Genomic DNA, 21,722 nt, shown 5'->3' on the forward strand with positions numbered 1-21,722 from the left:
ACGTCATCGACGGCAAGGGCTGTCCAGGCAACTCAGCGGGAGTCGTCGAGCGCGCGGTCCAGGGTCAGAGCGGCATCGATGAGGGAGAGGTGGGTGAAGGCCTGGGGGAAGTTGCCGAGTTGTTCGCCGGTGAGGGCTATTTCCTCGGCGTAGAGGCCTAGGTGGTTGGCGTAGGTCAGCATCTTCTCGAAAACCAGTCTGGCCTGGTGGGTGCGGCCCGCTCGGGTGAGCGCGTCGACGTAGTCGAAGGTGCACAGGGAAAAGGTGCCCTCGCTGCCCTGGAGGCCGTCCGGTGCGGCGTCCGGGTCGTAGCGATAGACCAGGCTGTCGGTGACGAGCTCCTCGGTGATCCGGTCCAGCGTGGACAGCCACATCGGGTCGCGCGGTGCGACGAAGCCGACCTTCACCATCCGCAGCAGCGACGCGTCGAGCACCTCGGAGCCGTACTGCTGAACGAAGGCGCGCCGCACCGGATTCCAGCCGCGCTCCCACAGCTGGCCGTAGATCCGGTCCCGATGCCTGCGCCAGTGCTCGATCGGGCCCGGCAGCGCGTGCGCGGTCGCGAGCCGGATGGCGCGATCGAAGGCGACCCAGCTCATCAGCCTGCCGTAGGTGAAATCGGCACGGCCGCCCCGGGTTTCCCAGATACCCTCCTCGGGCTGATCCCAGTGCGCGGACAGCCAATTGAGCACGCTGGTCAGGTCCTGCCAGCCGCGATGGCCGATCCGGATACCGCACTGGTCGGCGCGATAGACGCTGTCGAGCAGTTCGCCGTAGATATCGAGCTGGAGCTGGCCCGCCGCCTCGTTGCCGATGCGCACCGGACCGGAGCCCCAATATCCCTCCCAGTGCGACAGGATCTGCTCGTGCAGGTCGGTCGATCCGTCGACCCGATACATCAGCTGCAGCGGATCGCCTTGTCCCTGACGCTGATCCCGCAGCCAGTGCGCGAAATCCGCGGCCTCCTCGGTGAATCCGAGCGCGAGCAGCGAATGCACCGTGAACGAGGCGTCCCTGATCCAGGTGTAGCGGTAGTCCCAATTCCGTTCGCCGCCGATTTGTTCGGGCAGTCCGGCGGTGGGCGCCGCGACCATGGCGCCGGTCGGCGCGTAGGTCATCAGCTTGAGCGTGATCGCCGAGCGGTACACCATCTCGCGCCAGCGGCCGCGATAGGTGCAGCGGGCCAGCCACGACTGCCAGAAACGCACTGTGCGACCCAGCATTTCGTCGATCTCGGCGGCTCTGATCGCGTGCGGCGGCCCCGGCGCGGCGGATTCGAGAACGATCCCGCGGGATTGCCCGGCGCCCAGCGTGATCGATCCGTACAGGTGCCCGTTCTCGGCGACCTGCACCTGCGCCAGGCGCGCGTCGTCGGGCTCGCGCACCACGTGCAGGGTGAGCGTGAGGTCACCGCTGTCGAAGACCGCGCCGTGCTCGCTCATCCGCGTGGTGTGCGGGCGGCGGCCGTAATCGAAGCGGGGAATGATGTCCAGGTCGAAGGTCATCCGCCCGCGCACGCAGCGCACAATCCGCACGATCCGATGATTGCCGGTGGCGCCGGGTCCGGGGGTGGGCGGCATGAAATCGACGATCTCGCCGGTGCCCTCGGCGGTCATGAAGCGGGTGACGAGCACGGCGGTGTCGGGCAGATACATCTGCTTGCACCGGTAGGGCCGCGAGGTGGGCTGGATGCGGCAGTGCCCGCCGCGGCGCTCGTCGAGCATCGCGCCGAAGACGCTCGGTGCGTCGAAACGCGGGCAGCAGAACCAATCGATGGTGCCGTCGGTGGCCACCAGTGCGGCGGTCTGGAGATCTCCGATCAGCCCGTGTTCGGCGATCGGCGGATAGGTGGTCATGAGCGCCTCCGATCAGGGCAGCATGGTGTTCTTGATCTGGTCGAACTCGTCCTGGGTGATCGCACCCTGATCGAGTAGCTTTCGCGCCGTGGCGATCTGGGTCGCGGTATCGACCTGCGCGACGTTCCTGATGTACTCGTCCTGGGCGACCTGATAGCGCAACGCCTCCGCCGCCCGCCGATCGGACATGGCCGTGCCGTGCACGATCAGATAGATCAGGGCGGTGATGAAGGGCAGGAATATCAAGCAGACAACCCAGAGCGCCTTGAGCCAACCGGAGGTGTCGTGGTCGTGGAACAGGTCCGCGATGATCGCGAACAGCACGATCAGGTAGGCGATGAACAGGAAGCTCAGCAGGATGTAGCCGATCACGTTCCAAAATGACATGGCGCCAACCCTGCCGCCGACGCCCGTGGTTTTCCTCGCCCGCCGCGGATGAGATCACAGCAGTCCGGTGCGCCGGGCGAGCTGCAGCGTGTCGGCACGGGAACTGGTCCCGAGCTTGGCGTAGATGCCGCGCAGGTGTGTCTTCACGGTGTTGACCGAAACCCCTAGGTCCGCCGCGATCTGCTGGGCCGTGCGCCCGGAGGGGAGCCGGTTGAGCACGGTCAGTTCGGTCGCGGTGAGGCGCGGACCGTTCGCGTGGCGCCGCACGCCCGGATGGTGGCGGATGCTGTCGGCCAGGTCGTTGTGCGGTCCGAAGGTGCCGCAGTGGGTGTCGAGCAGTTCGATCGCGCCGGGCAGATCGAGGAACGGCCGCAGTAGGCGATCGGGGGCGGCCTGTGCGAGCGCCGCGTCCAGCGCGGCCCGTGCCATCGGTGGATTGTCCAGTCCGGCATGGGCATTGGCGGAGAGCAGCCAACCGATGGTGGCGTGCGGCGGTGCGGGCGTCGACTGTTCGAGCAACGGGGCGACCAGATCCAATGTGGCCGAGGGACGATCGACGGCAGCCGCCAGTTCGGCCCGCGACAGCGTGACACCGGAGGTGGCGCCCAATGTCGCCTGCGCCTGTTCGAGAAGTAGCCGGACGGTGCGTATTTCGTGTACCTGCAGCAGCGCGTGCACCACGTGCGGTACCAGCAGATCGGTGACCGCAGGCGGTAGCTGCGGAGTACGCAGCAGCTGAGTCGTACTGGCGCGCAATCGGTCCGACACCGAGCGCTTGTCCTCGGCCGCGTCGAAGACAAGCAGGCATTCGATCAACTCGGCGAACCGGTCGCCGGTGGCCAGCGCCGCGCCGTCCGGGCGGTCGACACCGCGCAGGTAGCCGGCGTAGGCCGAAAGTGCCCGCGCCTGAACGGCATCGGCGCAGCCGTCGAGGTGATGTTCGGCCGCGGTGCGCGCGGCGCGGTCGGCCCGCTCCCACAGCACCGAGACCACACCGCGGATACCGGCGACGAGGGCGAGCCTGGTGGTGGCCCGCAGCACGAGGTGGTGATTACCGCAGCCCTCGGCCAGCGCGAGCCCGCGGTGATACTGCTGCTCACCCCGATCGATATCGCCGTCCGCGACGAGCGCCGCCGCCACCTGGATCGCCACATAGGCATCGATATCGGGCTGCCCGGTCAGCGGAATACGTTCTGGCAGCTGGATTTCGAGCAGTCCGGTGCCGGTGGCGAGCGCGGCACCAACGGTGGCCGCGAGCGCGAGCGGGACGACCCATCCGCGCGGCGCGACGCTGCCGTTGCCCGAGGTGCATTCGTACACCAGGTCCAGATGCGCGATGGCCGCGGTGATGTCGTGGTGCTCCAGCGCGTCGACGGCGCGCAGCGACCACAGGTAGGGATCGTCACCGGCAAGCGAGCCCGCCTGCTCGAGCCGCTGGAACAGGGCGGGGCCGTCGCCGTCGAGCACGATGCGCAACGCGGCCGTGCGCAGGAAGCCCGGCAGCTCGGGCCCGGATCCCGCGAGCACGTGCGGCAGCGCGGACATCGGCATATTCGCGGTGAGATACCACTCGGCGGTGTGCCGGTGCACCGTCGCGTGATCGGCCGCGCGCCGCGCCTCGTCGAGCAGGTGGTTGCGCAGCACCGGGTGGTAGCCGAACCAGAGCTCGCCGTCACGCGCACGGTGGACGAGCGGAAAGTTGATGCGCAGCAGGCCGTCCAGGATCTGATGCGCCTCGAGGCCGGTCAGCCTGGCGGCGAGCGCGGCGGTGAACGCGGTGGGCACGCTGGTGTCGACGAGGAATCGGCGGACGTGTTCGGGCAGCCCGGCGAGGAATTCGGTGGTGAGGAAATCGCTGATCTCCCTCGGGTTCCTGGCCAGTGTCGCCAGCGCGGTCGACCGGTCCCGGTGGCTGCTCAGGTGCTGTGCCGCGATGCGGACCAGCGTCGGCCAGCCGTGGGTCAACTCCATGACGGCGGCGAGCTCGTCGTCGGTGAGCTGACAGCCGTGCTGCTCGCAGAGCTGGGTCGTCCTGGTGTCGCTGAACGCGAGATCGGCGAATTCCAGCCGCGTGGTCCGGCCGGGCAGATCCATGGTGTACCAGCGCAGCGGTGGCGCGAAGCGCGCCGACAGGATCGCGGTGACCGACCGGGGCAGCTGGCCGAGCACGTATTCCACGTAGGCGAGCGCGGGCGGGTCGGTGATCAGATGGGCATTGTCGACGACGAGTACCGCGGGACGCTCGGAGTGTGCTGAGTCCTGTTGTGCCGCTGTGCTATTCGTCTGATCACCGAGGCCGGTCAGATCGTCGAGGCAGGCGCGCAGTGCCGGGCGCAAGGTGGTGGCGCCGGCATTGCCCGCCTGCACCGTGAGCCATCGGACGATCGGGTCGTGGCCGGGCCTGCGGCCGCGTTCGGCGAGCCAATCGGCGAGCAGGACGGTCTTCCCGCTGCCCGCGGGCGCGCTGATCAGCAGCGCACGGCCATCGGGTGTGGCCACTGCGGCATCGAGCCGCTGGAAAAGCTCGGGGCGGGCGATCGGAGTGAACGAAAAAGCGGGTATCGCATTCAGTGGCGTTTCCGTATTCATCGGTCTCCTCGATTACGCGGGGATCGGCGGGCGAGCGGAATTCCGGAACCGCGTCGGCAGCGGCTCCGGAATTCGCTGTTCGCTCAGTCGGTGGCGAGCGGGACGAACGGTCCGTAATCGCGCACGTGGCCCGATGTCCATTCCCACAGGGACCAGACGTCGACGGCGACGCCGTGCTGCAGGCACAGCCGCCAGCCGCATTCGGTCTTCTGCCAGATATCGCCGTCCCGATCGCGGTACAGGCCGCGATCCTGCGGCTCGTCGGTGGTGGGGTGGATGGTGAACGGGCACGTCGACGCGGCTTCGGCCGGATCGGGCCGCCGGTGCGCGGCGGGGATGTCGGCCTCGGGTCCTGAGGTCGATGGTGTAGGCATCTGATGCACTCCCGCGATTCGAAGAAATAGGATTCGGCGATTTTCCGATGCCGTACTTTCGCAGTGCTTCCACCGTGCTTTCGCCTCGATTCACGCCGACTTACCGCCGAATTCGATACCTTTTTGTGATTTGTCTCGGGGTGATTCGTGTGGTTGGAATGAAGACACGGAGGTGATCGAATGAATTGGCAGCGAAAGGCCGCGTGCCTCGGTGCGCCGCCAGGGATATTCCACCCGTCGGTGCCGCCGCGCGGTGACCCGAGACAGGCGCTGGCCTACTGCCGCCGGTGCCCGGTGATCGCCGAGTGCGCCGCCGAGGCGCTGCGGACGCGGCGGGGCAGCGGCATAGTCGCGGGCATATGGCTTTGCGGCGACCGTGCGTGGCCGAAGTTATTGCGGGAGATAGTGTTCGGCCACACCGCGCGGAAGCGGTGTGTGAAGTGCTGGCGGATCATCGAATCGGCATCGTCGCCCGGTACGTGTTCGCTGTGCGGGTTTGCCGAGATTCCGGTCTGATTCCACCGATGATGTTGTCCCCCAAGGGGTTTGCTGGGCTGGGTGGACAACTGATCGGTTTGTGAATTCCGTTGCGCGAAGGTAATTTACCGGACGCTCGTACGAATTAATCGGTAGCACTGGATATCTCGACGGTCAGAGGGGCGTCGTGTCATGACGGAACCACAGGTTCAGGTTTTCGGTCCGCTACAGGTATCTCTTGGCGGACGCACCGCCCGCATCGGCGCGGGCCGCCAGCGCGCGATACTCGGCAGGCTCGTGCTGGCGGGCGGCAAGACCATCGGCGCGGACCGGCTGGTCGAAGATGTTTGGGAGGGCGCGCCACCGTCGCATGCGCCCGCCGTACTCCAGGTGCAGATCCATAATCTGCGGCGGGTGCTCGAACCGGCGCGGCGGCCGAGGACGGCCGCGCGCATCCTGGTGTCGGAGAGCAGCGGATACGCGCTGCGCCTCGGCGTCGCGAGCGTGGACGCCTGGCAGTTCGAGGCGCAGATGCGCGATTACGAACAGCGCGTGCACGATCCGGCCGAGCGGCCGCGGCCCGCCGAGCGGTACCGGATTCTCGACGGGGCGCTGAATTGCTGGCACGGAACGGCATTCGAATCCTTTTCGGATGCGCCGTGGGCCGCCGCGGAAGTGGCGCGGCTCACCGATTTACGGGTCGCGGCGATCGAGATGCGGGCCGAGGCGGCATTGGAACTCGGCAGGCTCGGCGAGGTCGTCACCGAGTTGCGGCGACAGGTCGAGGAATATCCCGGGCGCGAGGAAAGTGTGCGGTTGCTGGCCTCGGCGCAGTATCGGCTCGGGCAGCAGGTGGAGGCGCTGGCGACAATACGGCGCACCCGGGAGTTCTTGCGTGCGGAGTTCGGGATAGATCCCGGCCAGCGTTTGACCGAACTCGAATCCGCGATTCTGAATCAGGCCGTCGATCCGAGCCGGGTCGCCGACCTGCCGACGGGGCCGATCGCCATTTCCGCGCCCGGTGCGCCCGCCGTGGAATTCGGTTCGGGGCCGACGTTCTATCCCAGGCAGCGGGCGACGATCGGTGCGGCGGCGGCCGAGGCCAGGACGTCCGGGCTGCGGCTGACCTGGTTGGTCGGCGCGGCGGGCACGGGGAAGACGACGGTGGTGTCGTCGGTGGTGGCGAGCCTGGCCGCCGAGGGCTGGGGCACCGCGGTCGGGCTGTGCCCCGAGGTGGACGGCGCGCCACCGGCCTGGGCGTGGACCGAGATACTCGGCGGGCTCGGCGGCGAGCCGATGCGCGCCGAACCGCCCGCCGCGGCGGTCGATCCGTTCACGATCGCGCGCGAGGTCGCGGCGCGCTGCCGTGATCTCGCCGAAAAGGCGCCGGTGGCAATAGTTCTGGAGGACGCGCACCGTGCCGACGCGGCGACACTGCAGGTGCTGCGGCAGCTGGCGAACTGGCTGCAGTGGGAGCCGGTCCTCATCGTCGTGACCGCGCGCGGGCCCGAGCTCACCCCCGCGCTGCGCGCCGCCGCCGCGGCGCTGGCCGATCGGATGACCGAGCGGATCGAACTGGCGGGGCTCGATCTGGCGGGCACGCGGGCGATCGCGCGGGAGGCTGGGCTGTCCGGCCTGGACCGTGAGGTGGTGCACGCGCTGCACCGGCGCACCGGCGGCAATCCGCTGTTCGTCCGCGAACTGTCCAAAAGGATTGCTATGCACGGTGATTCGCGGACGCTGCCGGAGCACATCCGTGCGGTGCTCGTGGACAGGATCGAACAGCTGCCCACCGCGGTGATCGCCGTGCTGCAGCACATCGCCGTGTGGGGACGGGCGATCGAGCTCGACGCGCTGGCCGGACTGTCCGGCGTCGCCGCGGAGGAACTGGTCGATCTGATCGACACCGCCGTTGCGGCCGGGCTGGTCGGCTTCGATCGGGGCGACCGGGTGGTGCTGGACCAGGCCATGGTGCGCGACGCCGTCTACAACAGCATCCCGCCGCTGCGGCGCGGCCGAATGCATTGGAACACCATGGAATTCCTGGAGCGGGAGATCGATATCGGCGCGAGCGGCCGGATCGGGATGCTGGCGCACCACGCGGCCAACGGTGCGACCAGGGCCACCGCGGCGCAGGCGCTCGGCTATGTATTGGCCGCGGCCGAGGAGAGCGATATCGACCCGGCGCGGACGGGTGCCGTCGAATTATGGCGCACCGCTGTCGAACTCCACGAACTCGCGGGCCGGACGCAGCCCGGCGCCTTGTTCGAGGCCTGCTGCCGATACGCGGGTGCGCTCGCCGGGGTCGGCAGGCATGCCGCGATGCGGGTGGCGCGGCGCCGGGCGCTGCGGCTGGCCATCGAATGCGGCGATCGCGAGCGAATGGTCACGGCACTCACCTGCGGTGTGGCGCCGACGATTTGGGCGGCGGGCGACCACTGCGGCGTCGACGAGCGGTTCCAGCGGGAACTGGATGCGGCACTCGCCGCGGAGCGCGGTCCGCGGCGCGCCAGATTGCTGATCGCGTCGGTCTTCGAGGACGGTGCCGCCGGTGCGGCGAGTTACCGGCGGGCGCGCGAGGCACTCGACCTCGCGCACGGCAGCGGTGACGCGGCGCTGGTGTGCGCCGCGCTCAACGCGGTCGGGTACGTACTGACCGGTGCCGCCGGGCTCGGCGACCGGCGACCGGTCGCCGGCGAACTGCTGCGCGTCGCGCAGGCGGCAGGGCTGCCCGACTATCAGGCGGTCGCGCACTATCTGCGCTTCCGTGCGGCCTGCCGCGATATCGACCTGCCTGCGGCGGCCAGGCATGCCGCGCTCGCGCTCGAGGCGGCGAGCGCCGGTGCGGCAGGGGTGCTTTCGGATGTGCTGCTGGCCTTCGCCGGGGCGACGGAGGTGCTTCGCGGCGACCCCGATGCCGCCGAGCAGGCGTACCAGCGGTTCGAGGCGCGGATGATCGCCTCGGGCACCGCCGAATTGGAGACGGTCTCGCTGGCCGGGCAGCTCACCGTCGGCTGGGCGCGCGCGGATCTCTCGGGCCTGCTCGACCGCCTCACTTCGCTCTACGCCATCGAACCGGATCGCGTCGCGCAGCTGTACGCGGTCGCCCTGCTGCACGCCGGTGACGAGCAGGGCGCCCGTGCGGTATTCGAACGCCACGACACCCTGCCACGCGAATTCCAGCCCCTGATGGCGGCGCTGCGTGCCCACGTCGCCGTGGCCCTCGGCGCCGTCGACGTGGCCACCGGCCTGCTCGCCGCGCTCGCCCCGCACACCGGCACGCTGATCGGATTCGACAGCGGCGCCGCCGTTCTCGGCCCGATGGACGATATCCTCGGCGATCTGGCCGAGGTCACCGGCGACCCGTCGGCCGCCAAACGCTTCCGCGCCCGAGCCGCCACCCTCCGCCGGCGAGTCGACGAAGGACTGTCCGCACTGCGCTCCGGGGCGGACGCCACCGATGCTGTGCGCGTGGGCAATTGACGCCTCAATTCGGTGAGCTCGCCGATTCCGTGTGGTGGATCGGTCGGACCCAGCGCGCCAGCGCAGCACGGAGTGCTTGTCGCTCCGCCGGTTTCGGCTGCGGCGCCGCAGTGGCCCAGGCGACGTAGCCGTCGGGGCGCAGGAGCAGGGCGGTGGGCGATCCGGATTGCGGGTCCGCGGTGACGATATCGACTTCGCCCCGCCACTCGGGCAGCGCTCGCGCGAGCCGATGATCGTCGGTGCGGTCGAGCAGCAGTGGCCGCGCGGTCCTGGTCAGCTCGGCCAGCCGGACCGCGCCGCGCGCAGTGCGCATGGCTATGTCGGGGGCGAAGCGGCCGATCAGCGGATGCGTGAATTCGCCTATGTCGTAACGGATATCGGCGCCCGCGGTGAGCGCGGCGAGGCGTTCGACCGTATCGCGGTCGCGCAGCAGCTCGGTGAACAGTTCACGCAGCGCGGTGACGTCGCCGCCCGGTGCGCTCAGCGCGGATTGCGCTCGGGCATAGGTGATCATGCGGTCGGCGGCCTGCCTGCGTTCGGTCTCGTAGCTGTCGAGCAGTCCGGTCGGTGCGCCGCCGCGCAGGTCGGCGGCCAGCTTCCAGCCGAGGTTGGCCGCGTCCTGCAGGCCGAGGTTGAGCCCGGGGCCGCCGCCCGCGGTGTAGATGTGGGCGGCATCGCCGACCAGGAAGACGCGGCGATCCCGGAATCGGTCCGCGAGGCGGGTGTTGCCGCCGTTCAGTCGGCGTAGTACGTGCGGGCCTGGTCCGGCGGGCGGACCGAGCGGCAGGTCGGCGGCGAGTACCCGGGCGACGCTGGCCCGCAGCTCCGCGATGCTCATCGGCTCCGCAGTGCTCATCGGCCCCGCGGTCTCGGGCTGATCCCACTCGACGCTGCTGATCAGCGGCGGCAGGCCGGGGAACGGCGCGTAGGAGAATCCGCCGCGCTCGGTGCGCAGCGGCAGGAAGGGCTGGACGGTGCCGTAGCCGGGCACGGTCAGCGCGCCCGTCGCCGGGTCGACCCAGCCGGGCGGCACGGTGGCGTGCGCCGCCCGGCTGGTCGTGCGGTCGTAGGTGACGCCGGGGAAGCCGATGCCGGACAGCTTGCGGGTGACGCTGTGCGCTCCGTCCGCGCCGACGAGATATCGGGCGCGCAGCCGGTAGGGGCCGTCCGGGCTCGCGACGTCGACGGTGACCGAGTCCTCGTGCTGTGCCAGGCCGACCACCTCGTGCCCGCGCCGGACATCCGCGCCGAGTTCGACGGCGCGCTCTTCCAGCACCCGCGCGATGTGGTGCTGCGGCGCCGCGAGGCTGTAGACCGGACTCTCGTCGAGCAGGCTCAGATCCAAAGCCATTGCGGCGAACATGAAGTAGGCGGAGTTCGGCCGCGGCGGCGCCGAGTCGCCGCTCAGCCGCTCGTACAGTCCGCGCCGGTCGAGCAGTTGCACCACTTGGCCGAGCAAGCCGTTGGCCTTCGGTTCCTCGCTCGGCGCGCCCAGCCGCTCCAGCACGATCGGCTTGATCCCGGCCAGGCCCAGCTCACAGGCCAGCATCAGCCCGTTCGGTCCACCTCCGCTGATCACGACGTCGACGGTCATGGCGACCTCCTTCCCTCGGTGTGAGCGCCAGATTAAGACAAAAGTTGCGTGCACGCAAAATTGCGTGCACGCATCCGAATGTATGCTGGGACGGTGACGACGCGACGGACCGGGCTACGCGAGCAGAAGAAGCAGGCGACGCGAGAGGCGTTGCGCGAGGCGGCACTTCGGCTTGCGCTGGAGCGCGGCCCGGACAACGTGCGCGTCGACGACATCGCCGAGGCCGCGGGCGTCTCGCCGCGGACCTACAACAACTACTTCTCCAGCCGGGAACAGGCGATCGTCGCCGCCGTCACCACCGAGCGGGAAGCGCGGGTCGCCGAGGCGGTGGCCGCGCGGCGGGACGTGCCGCTTGCCGACGCCGTCATCGACGCGATCGTGGAGCAGTACACCGCACATGGCGAATCCGGTAGCGATGCACTGCTGTTGATCACGACGCATCCGGCGCTGCGTGACGCCTTCGTCCATACCGCCGCGACGATCGAGCAGCCGCTCGCCGACGCGATCGCCGGACGGCTCGGCGAGACCGGCCCGCATACCGCCCGCGTGCTCGCGGCGAGTGTGGCCGCCGCGGTGCGTATCGCGCTCGACAGCTGGCTGCGGCCGACGGTGACCGGTGGGCTGGTGGTGCCGTCCGGTGCGCTGCCCGAGCTGCTCCGTGCCGCGCTCGGGCCGCTCGCCCCCGCGCTCGCCGCCGCCGCGAAACGGTGATGGCGCAAGGCTATTCGGCGATACCGGCGAACGGGTCGGATTCGGCAGGCGGCTGAAAACCGGCCATGAACACGCTTGCACCACTACGCTATTCCCGCCTATGCCGCGCACACGGTAGGGGTGCGGTAGGGGGTGCGAAGTATTGATTTACCGCTTCGGCAGGTGTTAAAACGAGATTGGATCCTGGATCCAATCGAGGAAATCGGTTGGGATACAGGGTAATCCGATCATCTCCGTCGCGACGCCGAGCCGGTCTTCGGTGCGTCGCGGCGCGACCGAAGGGGTACCCCGTGGACATCGATGCCTTTCTGTCCGAGCCGGGACGCAGTGATGCGACCAACGATGTTCGTAAGCTGATCGACAAGCTCGATGTGCAGTACATCTACGTGCAGTTCGTGTCGGTGACCGGCCGGGTCGTCGGTAAGGGCATGCCTGCCGCGAGATGGGAAGAGCTGGCGGCCAAGGGCGTTCAGCTGGTGTACGGATCGGTGTCGAACGTCGCCACCGACCGGCGCGGCCGCTACCTCGGCTACGGTCCCGAGGCGTCGGAGCTGATCGCGGTGCCGGAGCCGGAGACCTTCGCCCAGTTGCCGTGGGACGGGCGGGTCGCGCGGGTGTTCGCCCGGCTGTTCCGCAACCGGGAGGAGGCCGAGAATCCCGGCGCCGCACTGACCTCGGACTGCCGGGGCAACCTGGCCACGCTGCACGCCGACTTCGCGCGGCGCCACGATATGCGGCTGCGGGTCGGCACCGAACCCGAGATGATGTGGCTGCGCCGCAACGCCGACAACGAACTGGTCGGGGTGAGCAAGCCGTACTGCTACCACGTCGACCAGCTCGAGGAGCTGCGCGATATCACCATGCGGGTGCTGACCTACGGCCGCGCACTGGGTTTGGACATGATCCAGGGCGATCACGAGGACGCGCCCGGCCAGCTCGAGCTGAACTGGCGCTACGACGATCCGGTGCGCAACGCCGACCGGCTCATCACCTACCGGCAGATCTGCCGCCAGGTGGCCAGGGAATTCGGGGTGATCGCCTGCTTCATGACCAAGCCGTTCGCCGGGCTGTCGGCGTCGGGCTGCCATCACAATCTGTCGCTCTGGCGCGGTGGCGACGACGAGATCGTCCCGATGGACACCGAGACGATCATGCCCGGCGTGCGCAGCTACCGCGGCGGTGGCGTGAACCTGCTGACCGAGGGCAAGGAGCCGGGCGCGAATCCGCGGCAACTCACCGATACCGGCCGGCGCATGCTGGGCGGCATCGTCACCCACCTGCCCGCGCTCACCGCGCTCGGCGCCTCGACGGTGAACTCCTATCGGCGCCTGCTGGATACGGGACTGTGGGCGCCGGTCGCCGCGGGCTGGGGCTATCAGAACCGCACCTGCGCGGTGCGGGTCTCGGCACCCGATCGCGTCGAATACCGCACGGCCGATTCGATGGTCAACCCGTATCTGATGGCCGCGGGCCTGATCGCCGCGATGGATGACGGCCTGCGCGCCGATCTCGACCCCGGCGCGCCGACCTCGGCGAGCACCTACGACAGCACGCCGGACCCGCGGCGCGGCCTGCCGATGAATCTCGGTGCGGCACTGGCGGCACTCGACCGCGACGAGGTGCTGCGCTCGGCGCTGCCCGGCGATATGTACCGCGTCTACACCGCCCAGAAGACCGATGAATGGGAACGATTTCTGGCAACGACCACCGAGTGGGATTTCGACTTCTATCTCGACTACGTGTCGTAACCCGTTGGGAAGAGGAAACAATGACGTCATCTATCACTACCGCACTCTTCGGCGCGCTACCCCTCGACCGCTTCGACAGCGACCCCGTTGTCTTGCTGCCCGGCACGCCGGTGGCGGAACTGTCCTCGGATATCGCCGCCGGATTGCGGGAAATGGCCGACGATTTCGACGATCTGGTCGACGACCGGTGGCTGAAGACGGAATACGTCTTCCGGCAGCGCCGATTCAGCCTGTTCTCGGCGGACACCGTCGAGCGCCGGGTCGAGCAGCTGGAACACCGTGGGTTCTTCCAGGATTCGGAGCTCAATCCGTATGCGGGCGGATTCGAGCGTAAGTTCGAGCCGCTCGCGGACCGGACGATGCGGAATCCCTTTCTGCACCAACTGATCTGGGATGTGCTCGCGGTGCTGCCCGAGGAGCGCGTGCGCGCGGCCAGGCACTGGGAGATCGGGGTGCACCTGATGCGGATCGTGGCGCTGCCGGGCAAGCCCGGATATCCGGCGCCGGAGGGCATGCACCACGACGGGCACGCCTTCACCTCGATCTCGCTGATCAACCGGGCGAACGTCGCGGGCGGGCGCAGCCATTTCGCCGATCTGGACGGTGTGGTGTACCGCAAGATCGAATTGGAGGCGCCGGTCGACACGGTGGTGTTCGAGGATCCGCGCTGCCTGCACGATGTGACACCGGTGACGGTGGCAGCGGACGCGCCACGCGCCGCCCGTGACGTCTGCGGCTTCTCGCTCAACCCGCTACCGAGCGAGGCCTCGTGACCGAAATGGAAATGGCCACCGCTTCGCTGCCACAGCTGCGCGCGGCGGGCACCCATCTGCTCGTCGATCTCATCGGCGCGAGCAAGCTCGACGATCCCGAACTGGTCGAGCAGGTGCTGCGCGACTGCGTGCGCGCCACCGATGCCACGCTGCTCTATATCTATGTCCATCACTTCGGCGGCGCCGGTGGGGTCACCGGCGTCGCGGTGCTCGCGGAATCGCATATCAGCATTCACAGCTGGCCCGAGCACGATTTCGCCGCCGTCGACATTTTCACCTGCGGTGTCACCGACCCGGAAATGGCGATTCCGGTGCTCGAAGCCAACTTCCGGCCGAAACGCGTGACCGTGCAATGGATCAAGCGCGGTCGCGCGGCATTCGTCCCAGGCGCAAACGCTCAGATTCCCGGATGAAGGAGACAGCAATGACGGACACCGGTAGTCGCCGCGACATCATGCGACACGTATACGAGGGGATCTGGATCGGCGAGCTGTGGAACCACGGCGATCCGGCGGGCGGCCGGGTGCTGTCGGAGCGGTTCTTCGACCATCGCCCGATCGATGCGTTCCCGAACACCAAGCCGGGGCACGTGGCCATGGCGCTGGACTGGCATCAGGCCTTTCCCGACTTCAAGTTCGTCATCGAGGACGTACTCATCGATGGCGACAAGCTCGTCGCCCGATACAACTCCTCGGGCACGCACACCGGCGTGCTGTCCGGTGTCGCGGGGACCGGGCGCGTGGTCACGCTGTCCGGCATCGACATCATGCGCTTCGACGCGGACAACCATCTCGCGGAGTGGTGGCACAACGAAGACATCTACGGTCTGATGCAGCAGATCACGGAGTGAGGCATGGCGACCAACGGCGAGCGCCGATACTTCGAACAACTCGATGCCACCGATCCGCTGCGCGAGATCAGGGCGCTGTTCGATCTGCCCGATGATCGCGTCTTCCTCAACGGCAACTCGCTGGGGCCGCCGCCGCGCGAAACCTGGAATCGGCTGCAGGAGGGCATGCTTCGGTGGCGCGACGATATGAACGCCGCCTGGTGGGATCACCAGTGGCTGCAACTGCCGACGGTAATCGGGGATCGCATCGGCGCACTCATCGGCGCGGCTCCCGGCCAGGTCGTCGTCGGCGACTCCACCTCGGTCAACCTGTTCAAGCTGCTGTGTGGCGCCTTGTACGCGCAATCGGCAGGCGGGCGATCGGTGGTCCTCACCGATCGGGACAACTTCCCGAGCGACCTGTACATCGCCGACGGTGTCGCGCGCTATGTCCACCCGGCGGCGACCGTGCGCCGGGTGCCCGCAGGCGAGATCATCGATCACCTCGGCGATGACGTGGCGGTGGTGCTGCTCAGCCACGTGGATTACCGCACCGGGCACCTGCTTCCGATGCGCCGGATCAACGAGCGGGCGCATGCGGCGGGCGCGCTCGTGCTGTGGGATCTGGCGCACAGTGCGGGCGTCGTTCCCATCGATGTGGACGACGCGGGCACCGATCTGGCGGTCGGCTGCGGCTACAAATTCCTCAACGGCGGGCCGGGTGCGCCCGGGTACATGTATGTCGCCGAGCGGCTGTTGCCCGATTTCGAACAGCCGGTCACCGGCTGGCTCGGGCATACGAGGCCGTTCGACTTCACCGCCGACTATCAGCCCGATCCCGGCATCGCCCGGCTGACCACCGGCTGCCCGCCGCTGCTCAGCCTGCTCGCGCTCGACGAGGGCGTCTCGCTCACGGCGCGAGCCGATCTCGCCGCGGTGCGCGCCAAATCCGTTGCGCTCAGCCGGGAATTCATCGCGCTCGCCGAAACCCGGCTCGCCCGTTTCGGTATCGAGGTGACCGGACCGGTCGACGGCGCGCAGCGCGGCAGCCATGTGTCGTTGCGGTACGAATCGGCCGAGCGTCTCGCGGAAGGGTTGGCGGCCACCGGATTCCATCTCGAGCTGCGGCCGCCGGAGTTGCTGCGCTTCGGGCTCGCACCGCTGCACGTCCGCTACGTCGACCTCTTCGACTGCGTCGCCGCGATGGAGAAGCTGCTCGCCGATGCGGACCATGGCGGACTGCCACGGTGACGGTGCCCTCGGAAACGATCCGGCCGCGCGCCGGGGTCGCCGTGCCGACGGGATCCCGGCGCCGGTGGCTCGCGCTCGCGGTGGTGCTGACGGGTCAGTTCATGGCATCGATGGACACCACCGCGGGCAATATCGCGGCGCCGTCGATCCAGCAGGACCTGAGGGTCGAATCGGGTACCGCCGCACTGGCGGTCGCGGCCTACACGCTGATGTACGCGAGCCTGCTGATCACCGGGGCGCGGCTCGGTTCCGACCGGGGCAGGCGGCGCATGTTCCTGATCGGGATCGCGGTGTTCACGGTGAGCTCCGTCGTCATCGGCCTCGCGCCCGACGCCGTGGTACTGATCGGTGCGCGCGCGGTACAGGGAGCGGGGGCGGCAATGGCTGTGCCGCAAGCGATCTCGTTCATCCAGGTGGATTTCACCGGGACCGCGCGCACCCGCGCCATGGCGGCCTACGGTGCGATGATCTCCTTCGGTGCCACCGCGGGACTCGTCCTCGGCGGCGCGCTGATCAGCTCGGATATCTTCGGGCTCGGCTGGCGGATCGTCTTCCTGCTCAACCTGCCGGTGGGGATCGCGGTGCTGGCCGGTGCGGCCCGGCTGCTGCCCGCGATCGAGGTCGCACCGCGCAGGCTCGACCTGATCGGCGTCGGCGTGCTGACCGCGGGCGCCGCCGCGGTCACCGGTCCGCTCGCGCTCGGCCCCGACACCGGGTGGACCGCGCTCGGCTGGGCGATCGCGGCCTGCGGTGCGGCGACGCTGGCAGCGTTCCTCGTCTGGCAGCGAATCCAACAGGGCCGCAACGGTTCCCCGCTGTTCGACCTGCGCATCATGGCGGTGCCCGGCGTGCGGCCCGGACTGATCGCGCTGCTGTTGTCGGGCACCACCTACACCGGTGTCCTGTTCTGCGTCGCCGCCGACCTCCAGGATCAGCACGGACGCAGTGCGGCAGGGGCCGGACTCGCGCTCGTGCCGTTCGCGATCGGCTTCGGTATCGGCTCGGTGCCGGGATCGCTGGTGCCGCACCGGCGGCATCCGGTGCTGACCATCGCGGGGCTCGGCATGCTCGGCGGCTGCCTGATCGCGCTCGGCGCGCTGAACGACGGTCCGCCGACCTGGGCGGACGCGCTGCTGCTCGCGGGCGCCGGATTCGGCTACGGCGCCTGCTTCACCCCGCTGCTCGGGCTCACGGTGGCGCATGTGCGCCCCGGACAAGTACCGGACGCCACCGGGATCGCGACAACCACGTTCCAATTCAGTTTCGTCCTCGGCGTCGCGGTGTTCGGCAGCATCTATACCTCCGCCGACCTCGCGCACGCACTGGTAATAATGGGTGTACTGGCGTGTGCCGCGATCGTTCCGGCGGCGGCGATTCATCCCATAAATAACTCCGGGAGGCAACTCTCCGACGCATGAGGATGCGTAAATGTTGTCAACCGGAGCGCGGAGTGTTAGAAAATAGCTGGATCATGGATCCGACTGCGAAACACTCCGTACAGAGGTAGGCGGCACCGTTCTAATGAGCGCGCGACACCGGCCGATCATGGCCGTACTGGGGCACATTTCGGTGCCGCAGACACATTCCCGATCGATGATCGAATCGACTCTCTCGGAGGCGATTCTGAACGGGACCATTCGACCGGGAACGTCGTTGCGCCAGGAGGAGCTCGCCGAGGTATTCGGCGTGAGCCGCATGCCGGTGCGCGAGGCGCTGATTCAACTGGAGGCGAAAGGGCTGGTCCGGTTGCGCGCGGGAAAGGGCGCGATCGCGGTGAACATCGATTCCGCGGACATAATGGAAACATATGGCGTCCGCCTCATTATCGAACCCGCCGCGCTGCAATCCTCTATACCGAATCTCACCGATGACGATATCGATGAAATTCGCGGTCACCTGCAGCGTATGAATTTCGAGACCGACCCGCACAAACTGGGCCGTCTGAACACGGAATTCCACCTGTCGCTCTGCGGAAAGGCCACCAACCGCCGCCTGCTGAAACTGGTGAAAGCCGCCCTCGAAGAGGAAGAACAGATCATCAGGCTCCACCTCCCCGCCCTCGGCGCGGGCACCCTCGGCCTGCCCGATCACGATGCCCTCGTCGATGCGGCGGCGGCCCGCGACGTCGCCGCGGCCACCACCATCCTGCACACCCACCTCACCCACGCCGCGGAAGCCCTCCGCACCTACCTCGCCATGCGCGAGGCCGAACCCGCACTCCGGTAACCACCGGGCCTGCGGCACGGACCGTTCGCCGAGCGCAGTCGAATGGCCCTCCGACACGCCGTAGTCGGGGGCCATACGACTGCGCTCGGCGGATCTTGGCAGGTGGGCGGTACTTGTCGGTGGTATGGCTTACCTTTGGGGCCGTCGTGATCGAACGGGAGGGAGAACGATGGTCTCGGATTCGAGCGCAGCGCCGGAGGTACCGGAGTGGGAAAGCGCTTCTGTCGTAAGGGTTTTGCCCGCTGTGGCGGCGCGCAAGCTGAACAAGGTGCCGTTCGTGGAGCTGGCGGAAGGGCGTTTGCAGGGCGTGGTGTCCAGCGGCTCCGATATTTCGCGGGTGTACGTGGCCTCGGTGACGGCGGGGACGCACGGGCTGAGCTGTAGTACGAACAACAATCGGCCCTGTGGCGGGTTGTCGGGGAGCTGGACCTGCAAGCATCTGGACTCGCTCATCGACGAGGCGGTGTTGCAGTACGGGCAGGAGCGGGTGGCCCGGTTCCTTCGGGTCGAGGTGCCCGAGGGCGGGCGAATCGGTTCCGCGCTCAACGGAACTCGCGATCCCGCACCGGCCGCTGCGGTATTCAGCCGATTCCTGCGGCATCTGGCCTACCTGGAGCTGCCTGGCAGCGCGACGCCGATACCGGAGCTGCACTGGTTCCCCGCGGGGGTGGGTCGCTGATGCGTGCGGTGGAATTGGCTGCGCTGCTGGAGAATTCGCCCGACGGCGTAACGGCGGCGACGGAGGCGGTCGCCGGTTTCGATACCGCGTTGATCGACGGGTTCGCGCGGGTGTCCGAGCGGCAGAGCGCGGCGTTGTCGGTGCTGGCCGGAGCCGTGGCGGGCTCGCCGCTGGCCGCGCCGGTCGCCGAGGCGGTCGCGAAGGTGAGCACCGGCGCGATCGGGCCGGATCGGCTGTCGGCACTGGCCGCGGCGCGCGCGGCGCTACTCGGCGCGGTGCACGACGCGCTGCTGGAGCAGGTCGATACGGCGTTGGGGCGCACGCGATCCGAGTGGAGCGGGGCAGCAGGCGATACCGCGCCGAGCCCGCTTGCGGTGGGGTCGCGCGCCTGGCTCGGCGAGCTGGCCATCGCGGGCTGGCGCGGGGTGGACCACGACCTGGTGTCGGCCGCGGATCAGACGGTGGAGGCGCTGCTTGCCGAGCCCGCGCTGCGGCGGCTCGCGGTGCTGCTGGACGGTTTCACCGCCGAGCTGAGCGCCTCGTCGCCGATCGCGACGGCGGATCGGCTGCCGGTGCGGCGGTGGGCCGATCTGTGGACGCGTGCGCTGCTGTTGTCCTGGCGCGGTGCGGAATTCACCGACAACGAGCTGGTGTCCGGACGGCTGCTCATCCTCGGGGTGGACGTGCACGAGCACGGCACCGCCGTGCAGGCGCAGGTGCACGGCGTACTGGAAACCGCGGGCGCACCGGCTCGCCGGGTGCGGGTGTCGGTCGCGGCAGCCAAGGTGGACACCATTGTCGGACCGGCGATCTGGCAGCTGCTCGGCGCGCACCGGCAGCTGCTCACCGCCTTGGCCGAGCATCGGGTGCTCGAGCTCACCGAGATGCCGCTCGCGGCGTCGGGCGATCTGGTGTGGCAGGACGAGCGGGCGAAGGCGGGGGAGGCCGCCGATCCGTTCGTGACCGCGACTGTGCTGCTGCCGCAGGCGCAGGCGCCCGCGGTCGCGCCGCTGGACCGCGATCCGGTGCACATCGCCGAGCCGGTCCTGGTCGAGGGCTATCGGATCGTCGATGGTGCACTGGAATTGGACGGACATCGGCTGACCGTCGAGCTGGACGCGTTGCCGTCGAGCGGACCGCTCACCGCGGTGGCCGTGCGCGGCTCCGGCGCCATGATCGGCCTGCTGCGCTGGGATGCGGGCGGCTGGTCGGTGCGGCCGCTTGCCGTGCAACGCAAGGTCAAGGGCACGCTCACCGCCGTGCACGGCGGAGACTGGGCGCTCGGTCCCACCGATCCGAAAGTTGCCAAGGCACAGGCGAAGTCGGGCGATGCGGTGGCGGTGCTTCGCGAACGAGCCGGACGGTTGCTGCGTAAATGACTACTGCATCACGAAGCGATTCCATGGGGGGTGGCGCTCAGGTGACGGACGGGCGTAATCACGAAACTCGGCGCCAGATCCTGTACTGGCGTCTACTGGCCGGTGTCTTCAGCGCGGATCAGCAACCCGCCCTGGAGTCCGCGAGCGCGGGCATCGTGGCTGATCTCGGACTGCCGCTCGCCGTGCTCGATCCCGGCATATCCATAGACACGGTGGTGCAACGGTTTCCGGAGATGCAGGCGGAGTTCGACGGGCTCGACTTCGCTGAAACCGACACCGAATCCGAAACAGGCACCGACGACTCCGGTCACGCCATCGGTGCGGACGATGTGCGTACCGCCGCACTGGTATCCAAGCTGCTGCTCAACGTCTTCGCCACCGGCTCCGGCGCGGTCAGCGCCGGTCAGCTCTCCGGCTGGCAGTCCGATGCCAACTGGCTGCGCCGCACGCTCGGCCACGAGCAGGCCGGTGCGGTGGGCGGCGTACTCGCCGAGCTGGAATCGGAGATGGTCGGCCGCATGCGATTGCGCGAGGTGCTCGCCGATCCACATCTGGCGGCTCAGCTCACGCCGAGCATGTCGCTGATCGAACAGCTGCTGCGGGACAAGCACAATCTGTCCGGTGTCGCGCTGGCCAACGCCAAATCGCTCATCCGGCGGTACATCGACCAGGTGGCCGAGGTGCTGCGCACCCAGGTGCAGCAGACCAGTGTCGGCACCGTCGACCGTTCGGTGCCGCCCAAGCGCATCCTGCGCAATCTGGATGTGGACCGCACCATCTGGAAGAACCTGCCGAACTGGAATCCGCGGGACGAGCGGCTGTACGTGGATCGGCTGTACTACCGGCAAACCGCCAAGCGCACCGTGCCCGCCCGGATGATCGTGGTGGTCGACCAATCCGGTTCGATGGTCGACTCCATGGTGAACTGCACGATTCTGGCCTCCATCTTCGCCGGGCTGCCCAAGGTCGACGTGCATCTCATCGCCTACGACACCCGCGCACTCGACCTCACCCCGTGGGTGCACGATCCGTTCGAGGTGCTGCTGCGCACCGATCTCGGCGGCGGCAACGACGGCCCGGTCGCCATGGCCATGGCCCAGCCCAAGATCACCGATCCGAAAAACACCGTGCTGGTGTGGATTTCGGATTTCTACGAATTCGATCGTTCGCAGCCGCTGTTCGAGGCGATGGAGTCGGTACACCGCTCGGGGGTGAAGCTCATCCCCGTCGGCTCGGTGAACAGTTCCGGCCACCAGAGCGTCAACCCGTGGTTCCGTGAGCGCTTCAAAAACCTCGGCACCCCGGTCATTTCGGGACGCATCCAGAAGCTCGTGCACGAGCTCAAGAACTTCATCGACTAGGAGAA

Annotated in this window: 18 protein-coding genes; 13 read left to right on the top strand and 5 right to left on the bottom strand. The window is 68.5% G+C overall.

Going from position 1 to position 21,722, the window contains the following annotated elements:
- Nucleotides 1-32: 32 nt before the first annotated feature.
- From ACIG5A_RS09305 to ACIG5A_RS09320, 4 genes are all read right to left on the bottom strand, one after another.
- Nucleotides 33-1,856 (bottom strand): glycoside hydrolase family 15 protein, encoded by a 1,824-nt coding sequence (locus tag ACIG5A_RS09305; RefSeq protein WP_397239621.1) that lies wholly within the window; start codon nucleotides 1,854-1,856, stop codon nucleotides 33-35.
- Nucleotides 1,857-1,868: 12 nt separating this feature from the next.
- Complete coding sequence (locus ACIG5A_RS09310) at nucleotides 1,869-2,243, bottom strand: SHOCT domain-containing protein (protein ID WP_397239623.1); 375 nt, start codon at nucleotides 2,241-2,243, stop codon at nucleotides 1,869-1,871.
- Between the two features lie 54 nt (nucleotides 2,244-2,297).
- Nucleotides 2,298-4,832 (bottom strand): LuxR C-terminal-related transcriptional regulator, encoded by a 2,535-nt coding sequence (locus tag ACIG5A_RS09315; RefSeq protein WP_397239625.1) that lies wholly within the window; start codon nucleotides 4,830-4,832, stop codon nucleotides 2,298-2,300.
- 83 nt (nucleotides 4,833-4,915) lie between these two features.
- Nucleotides 4,916-5,206, bottom strand: a complete 291-nt coding sequence (locus ACIG5A_RS09320; RefSeq protein ID WP_397239627.1) for a hypothetical protein — start codon at nucleotides 5,204-5,206, stop codon at nucleotides 4,916-4,918.
- A gap of 180 nt (nucleotides 5,207-5,386) precedes the next feature.
- Between ACIG5A_RS09320 and ACIG5A_RS09325 the strand changes: the two genes are divergently transcribed.
- Both ACIG5A_RS09325 and ACIG5A_RS09330 read left to right on the top strand, forming a co-directional pair.
- A complete protein-coding gene (locus tag ACIG5A_RS09325) occupies nucleotides 5,387-5,722 on the top strand; it encodes a WhiB family transcriptional regulator (protein ID WP_397239629.1) in 336 nt (111 codons plus the stop codon).
- A 153-nt stretch (nucleotides 5,723-5,875) separates the two neighbouring features.
- Nucleotides 5,876-9,166, top strand: coding sequence for a BTAD domain-containing putative transcriptional regulator (locus tag ACIG5A_RS09330; protein ID WP_397239631.1), 3,291 nt, complete (start codon nucleotides 5,876-5,878; stop codon nucleotides 9,164-9,166).
- Between the two features lie 4 nt (nucleotides 9,167-9,170).
- Here ACIG5A_RS09330 and ACIG5A_RS09335 read toward each other — a convergent pair whose 3' ends face one another.
- Complete coding sequence (locus ACIG5A_RS09335; protein ID WP_397239633.1) at nucleotides 9,171-10,760, bottom strand: FAD-dependent monooxygenase; 1,590 nt, start codon at nucleotides 10,758-10,760, stop codon at nucleotides 9,171-9,173.
- Between the two features lie 93 nt (nucleotides 10,761-10,853).
- Between ACIG5A_RS09335 and ACIG5A_RS09340 the strand changes: the two genes are divergently transcribed.
- From ACIG5A_RS09340 to ACIG5A_RS09390, 11 genes are all read left to right on the top strand, one after another.
- Entirely contained in the window at nucleotides 10,854-11,471 is a 618-nt protein-coding gene (locus ACIG5A_RS09340; RefSeq protein WP_397239635.1) for a TetR/AcrR family transcriptional regulator, read from the top strand.
- A gap of 290 nt (nucleotides 11,472-11,761) precedes the next feature.
- Nucleotides 11,762-13,219, top strand: a complete 1,458-nt coding sequence (locus ACIG5A_RS09345; RefSeq protein ID WP_397239637.1) for a glutamine synthetase family protein — start codon at nucleotides 11,762-11,764, stop codon at nucleotides 13,217-13,219.
- Between the two features lie 20 nt (nucleotides 13,220-13,239).
- Nucleotides 13,240-13,992, top strand: a complete 753-nt coding sequence (locus ACIG5A_RS09350; protein WP_397239639.1) for a 2OG-Fe dioxygenase family protein — start codon at nucleotides 13,240-13,242, stop codon at nucleotides 13,990-13,992.
- A 5-nt stretch (nucleotides 13,993-13,997) separates the two neighbouring features.
- A complete protein-coding gene (gene speD / locus ACIG5A_RS09355; RefSeq protein WP_397240580.1) occupies nucleotides 13,998-14,405 on the top strand; it encodes an adenosylmethionine decarboxylase in 408 nt (135 codons plus the stop codon).
- An 11-nt stretch (nucleotides 14,406-14,416) separates the two neighbouring features.
- Nucleotides 14,417-14,842: an ester cyclase gene (locus tag ACIG5A_RS09360; RefSeq protein ID WP_397239641.1), complete on the top strand. Its 426-nt coding sequence runs from the start codon at nucleotides 14,417-14,419 to the stop codon at nucleotides 14,840-14,842.
- Between the two features lie 3 nt (nucleotides 14,843-14,845).
- Complete coding sequence (locus ACIG5A_RS09365) at nucleotides 14,846-16,072, top strand: kynureninase (protein ID WP_397239643.1); 1,227 nt, start codon at nucleotides 14,846-14,848, stop codon at nucleotides 16,070-16,072.
- A complete protein-coding gene (locus ACIG5A_RS09370; protein WP_397239645.1) occupies nucleotides 16,069-17,490 on the top strand; it encodes an MFS transporter in 1,422 nt (473 codons plus the stop codon). The genes ACIG5A_RS09365 and ACIG5A_RS09370 overlap by 4 nt, the downstream gene beginning before the upstream one ends.
- Before the next feature lie 175 nt (nucleotides 17,491-17,665).
- Nucleotides 17,666-18,298, top strand: coding sequence for a GntR family transcriptional regulator (locus tag ACIG5A_RS09375; RefSeq protein WP_397239647.1), 633 nt, complete (start codon nucleotides 17,666-17,668; stop codon nucleotides 18,296-18,298).
- Nucleotides 18,299-18,542: 244 nt separating this feature from the next.
- Nucleotides 18,543-18,977: a hypothetical protein gene (locus ACIG5A_RS09380; RefSeq protein WP_397239649.1), complete on the top strand. Its 435-nt coding sequence runs from the start codon at nucleotides 18,543-18,545 to the stop codon at nucleotides 18,975-18,977.
- A complete protein-coding gene (locus tag ACIG5A_RS09385) occupies nucleotides 18,977-20,356 on the top strand; it encodes a hypothetical protein (RefSeq protein WP_397239651.1) in 1,380 nt (459 codons plus the stop codon). Before ACIG5A_RS09380 ends, ACIG5A_RS09385 begins: the two co-directional genes overlap by 1 nt.
- Before the next feature lie 41 nt (nucleotides 20,357-20,397).
- Entirely contained in the window at nucleotides 20,398-21,717 is a 1,320-nt protein-coding gene (locus tag ACIG5A_RS09390; RefSeq protein WP_397239653.1) for a VWA domain-containing protein, read from the top strand.
- The last annotated feature ends 5 nt before the right edge of the window (nucleotides 21,718-21,722 follow it).

It is taken from the genome of Nocardia sp. NPDC052566, assembly GCF_044547285.1.
Lineage (GTDB): Bacteria > Actinomycetota > Actinomycetes > Mycobacteriales > Mycobacteriaceae > Nocardia.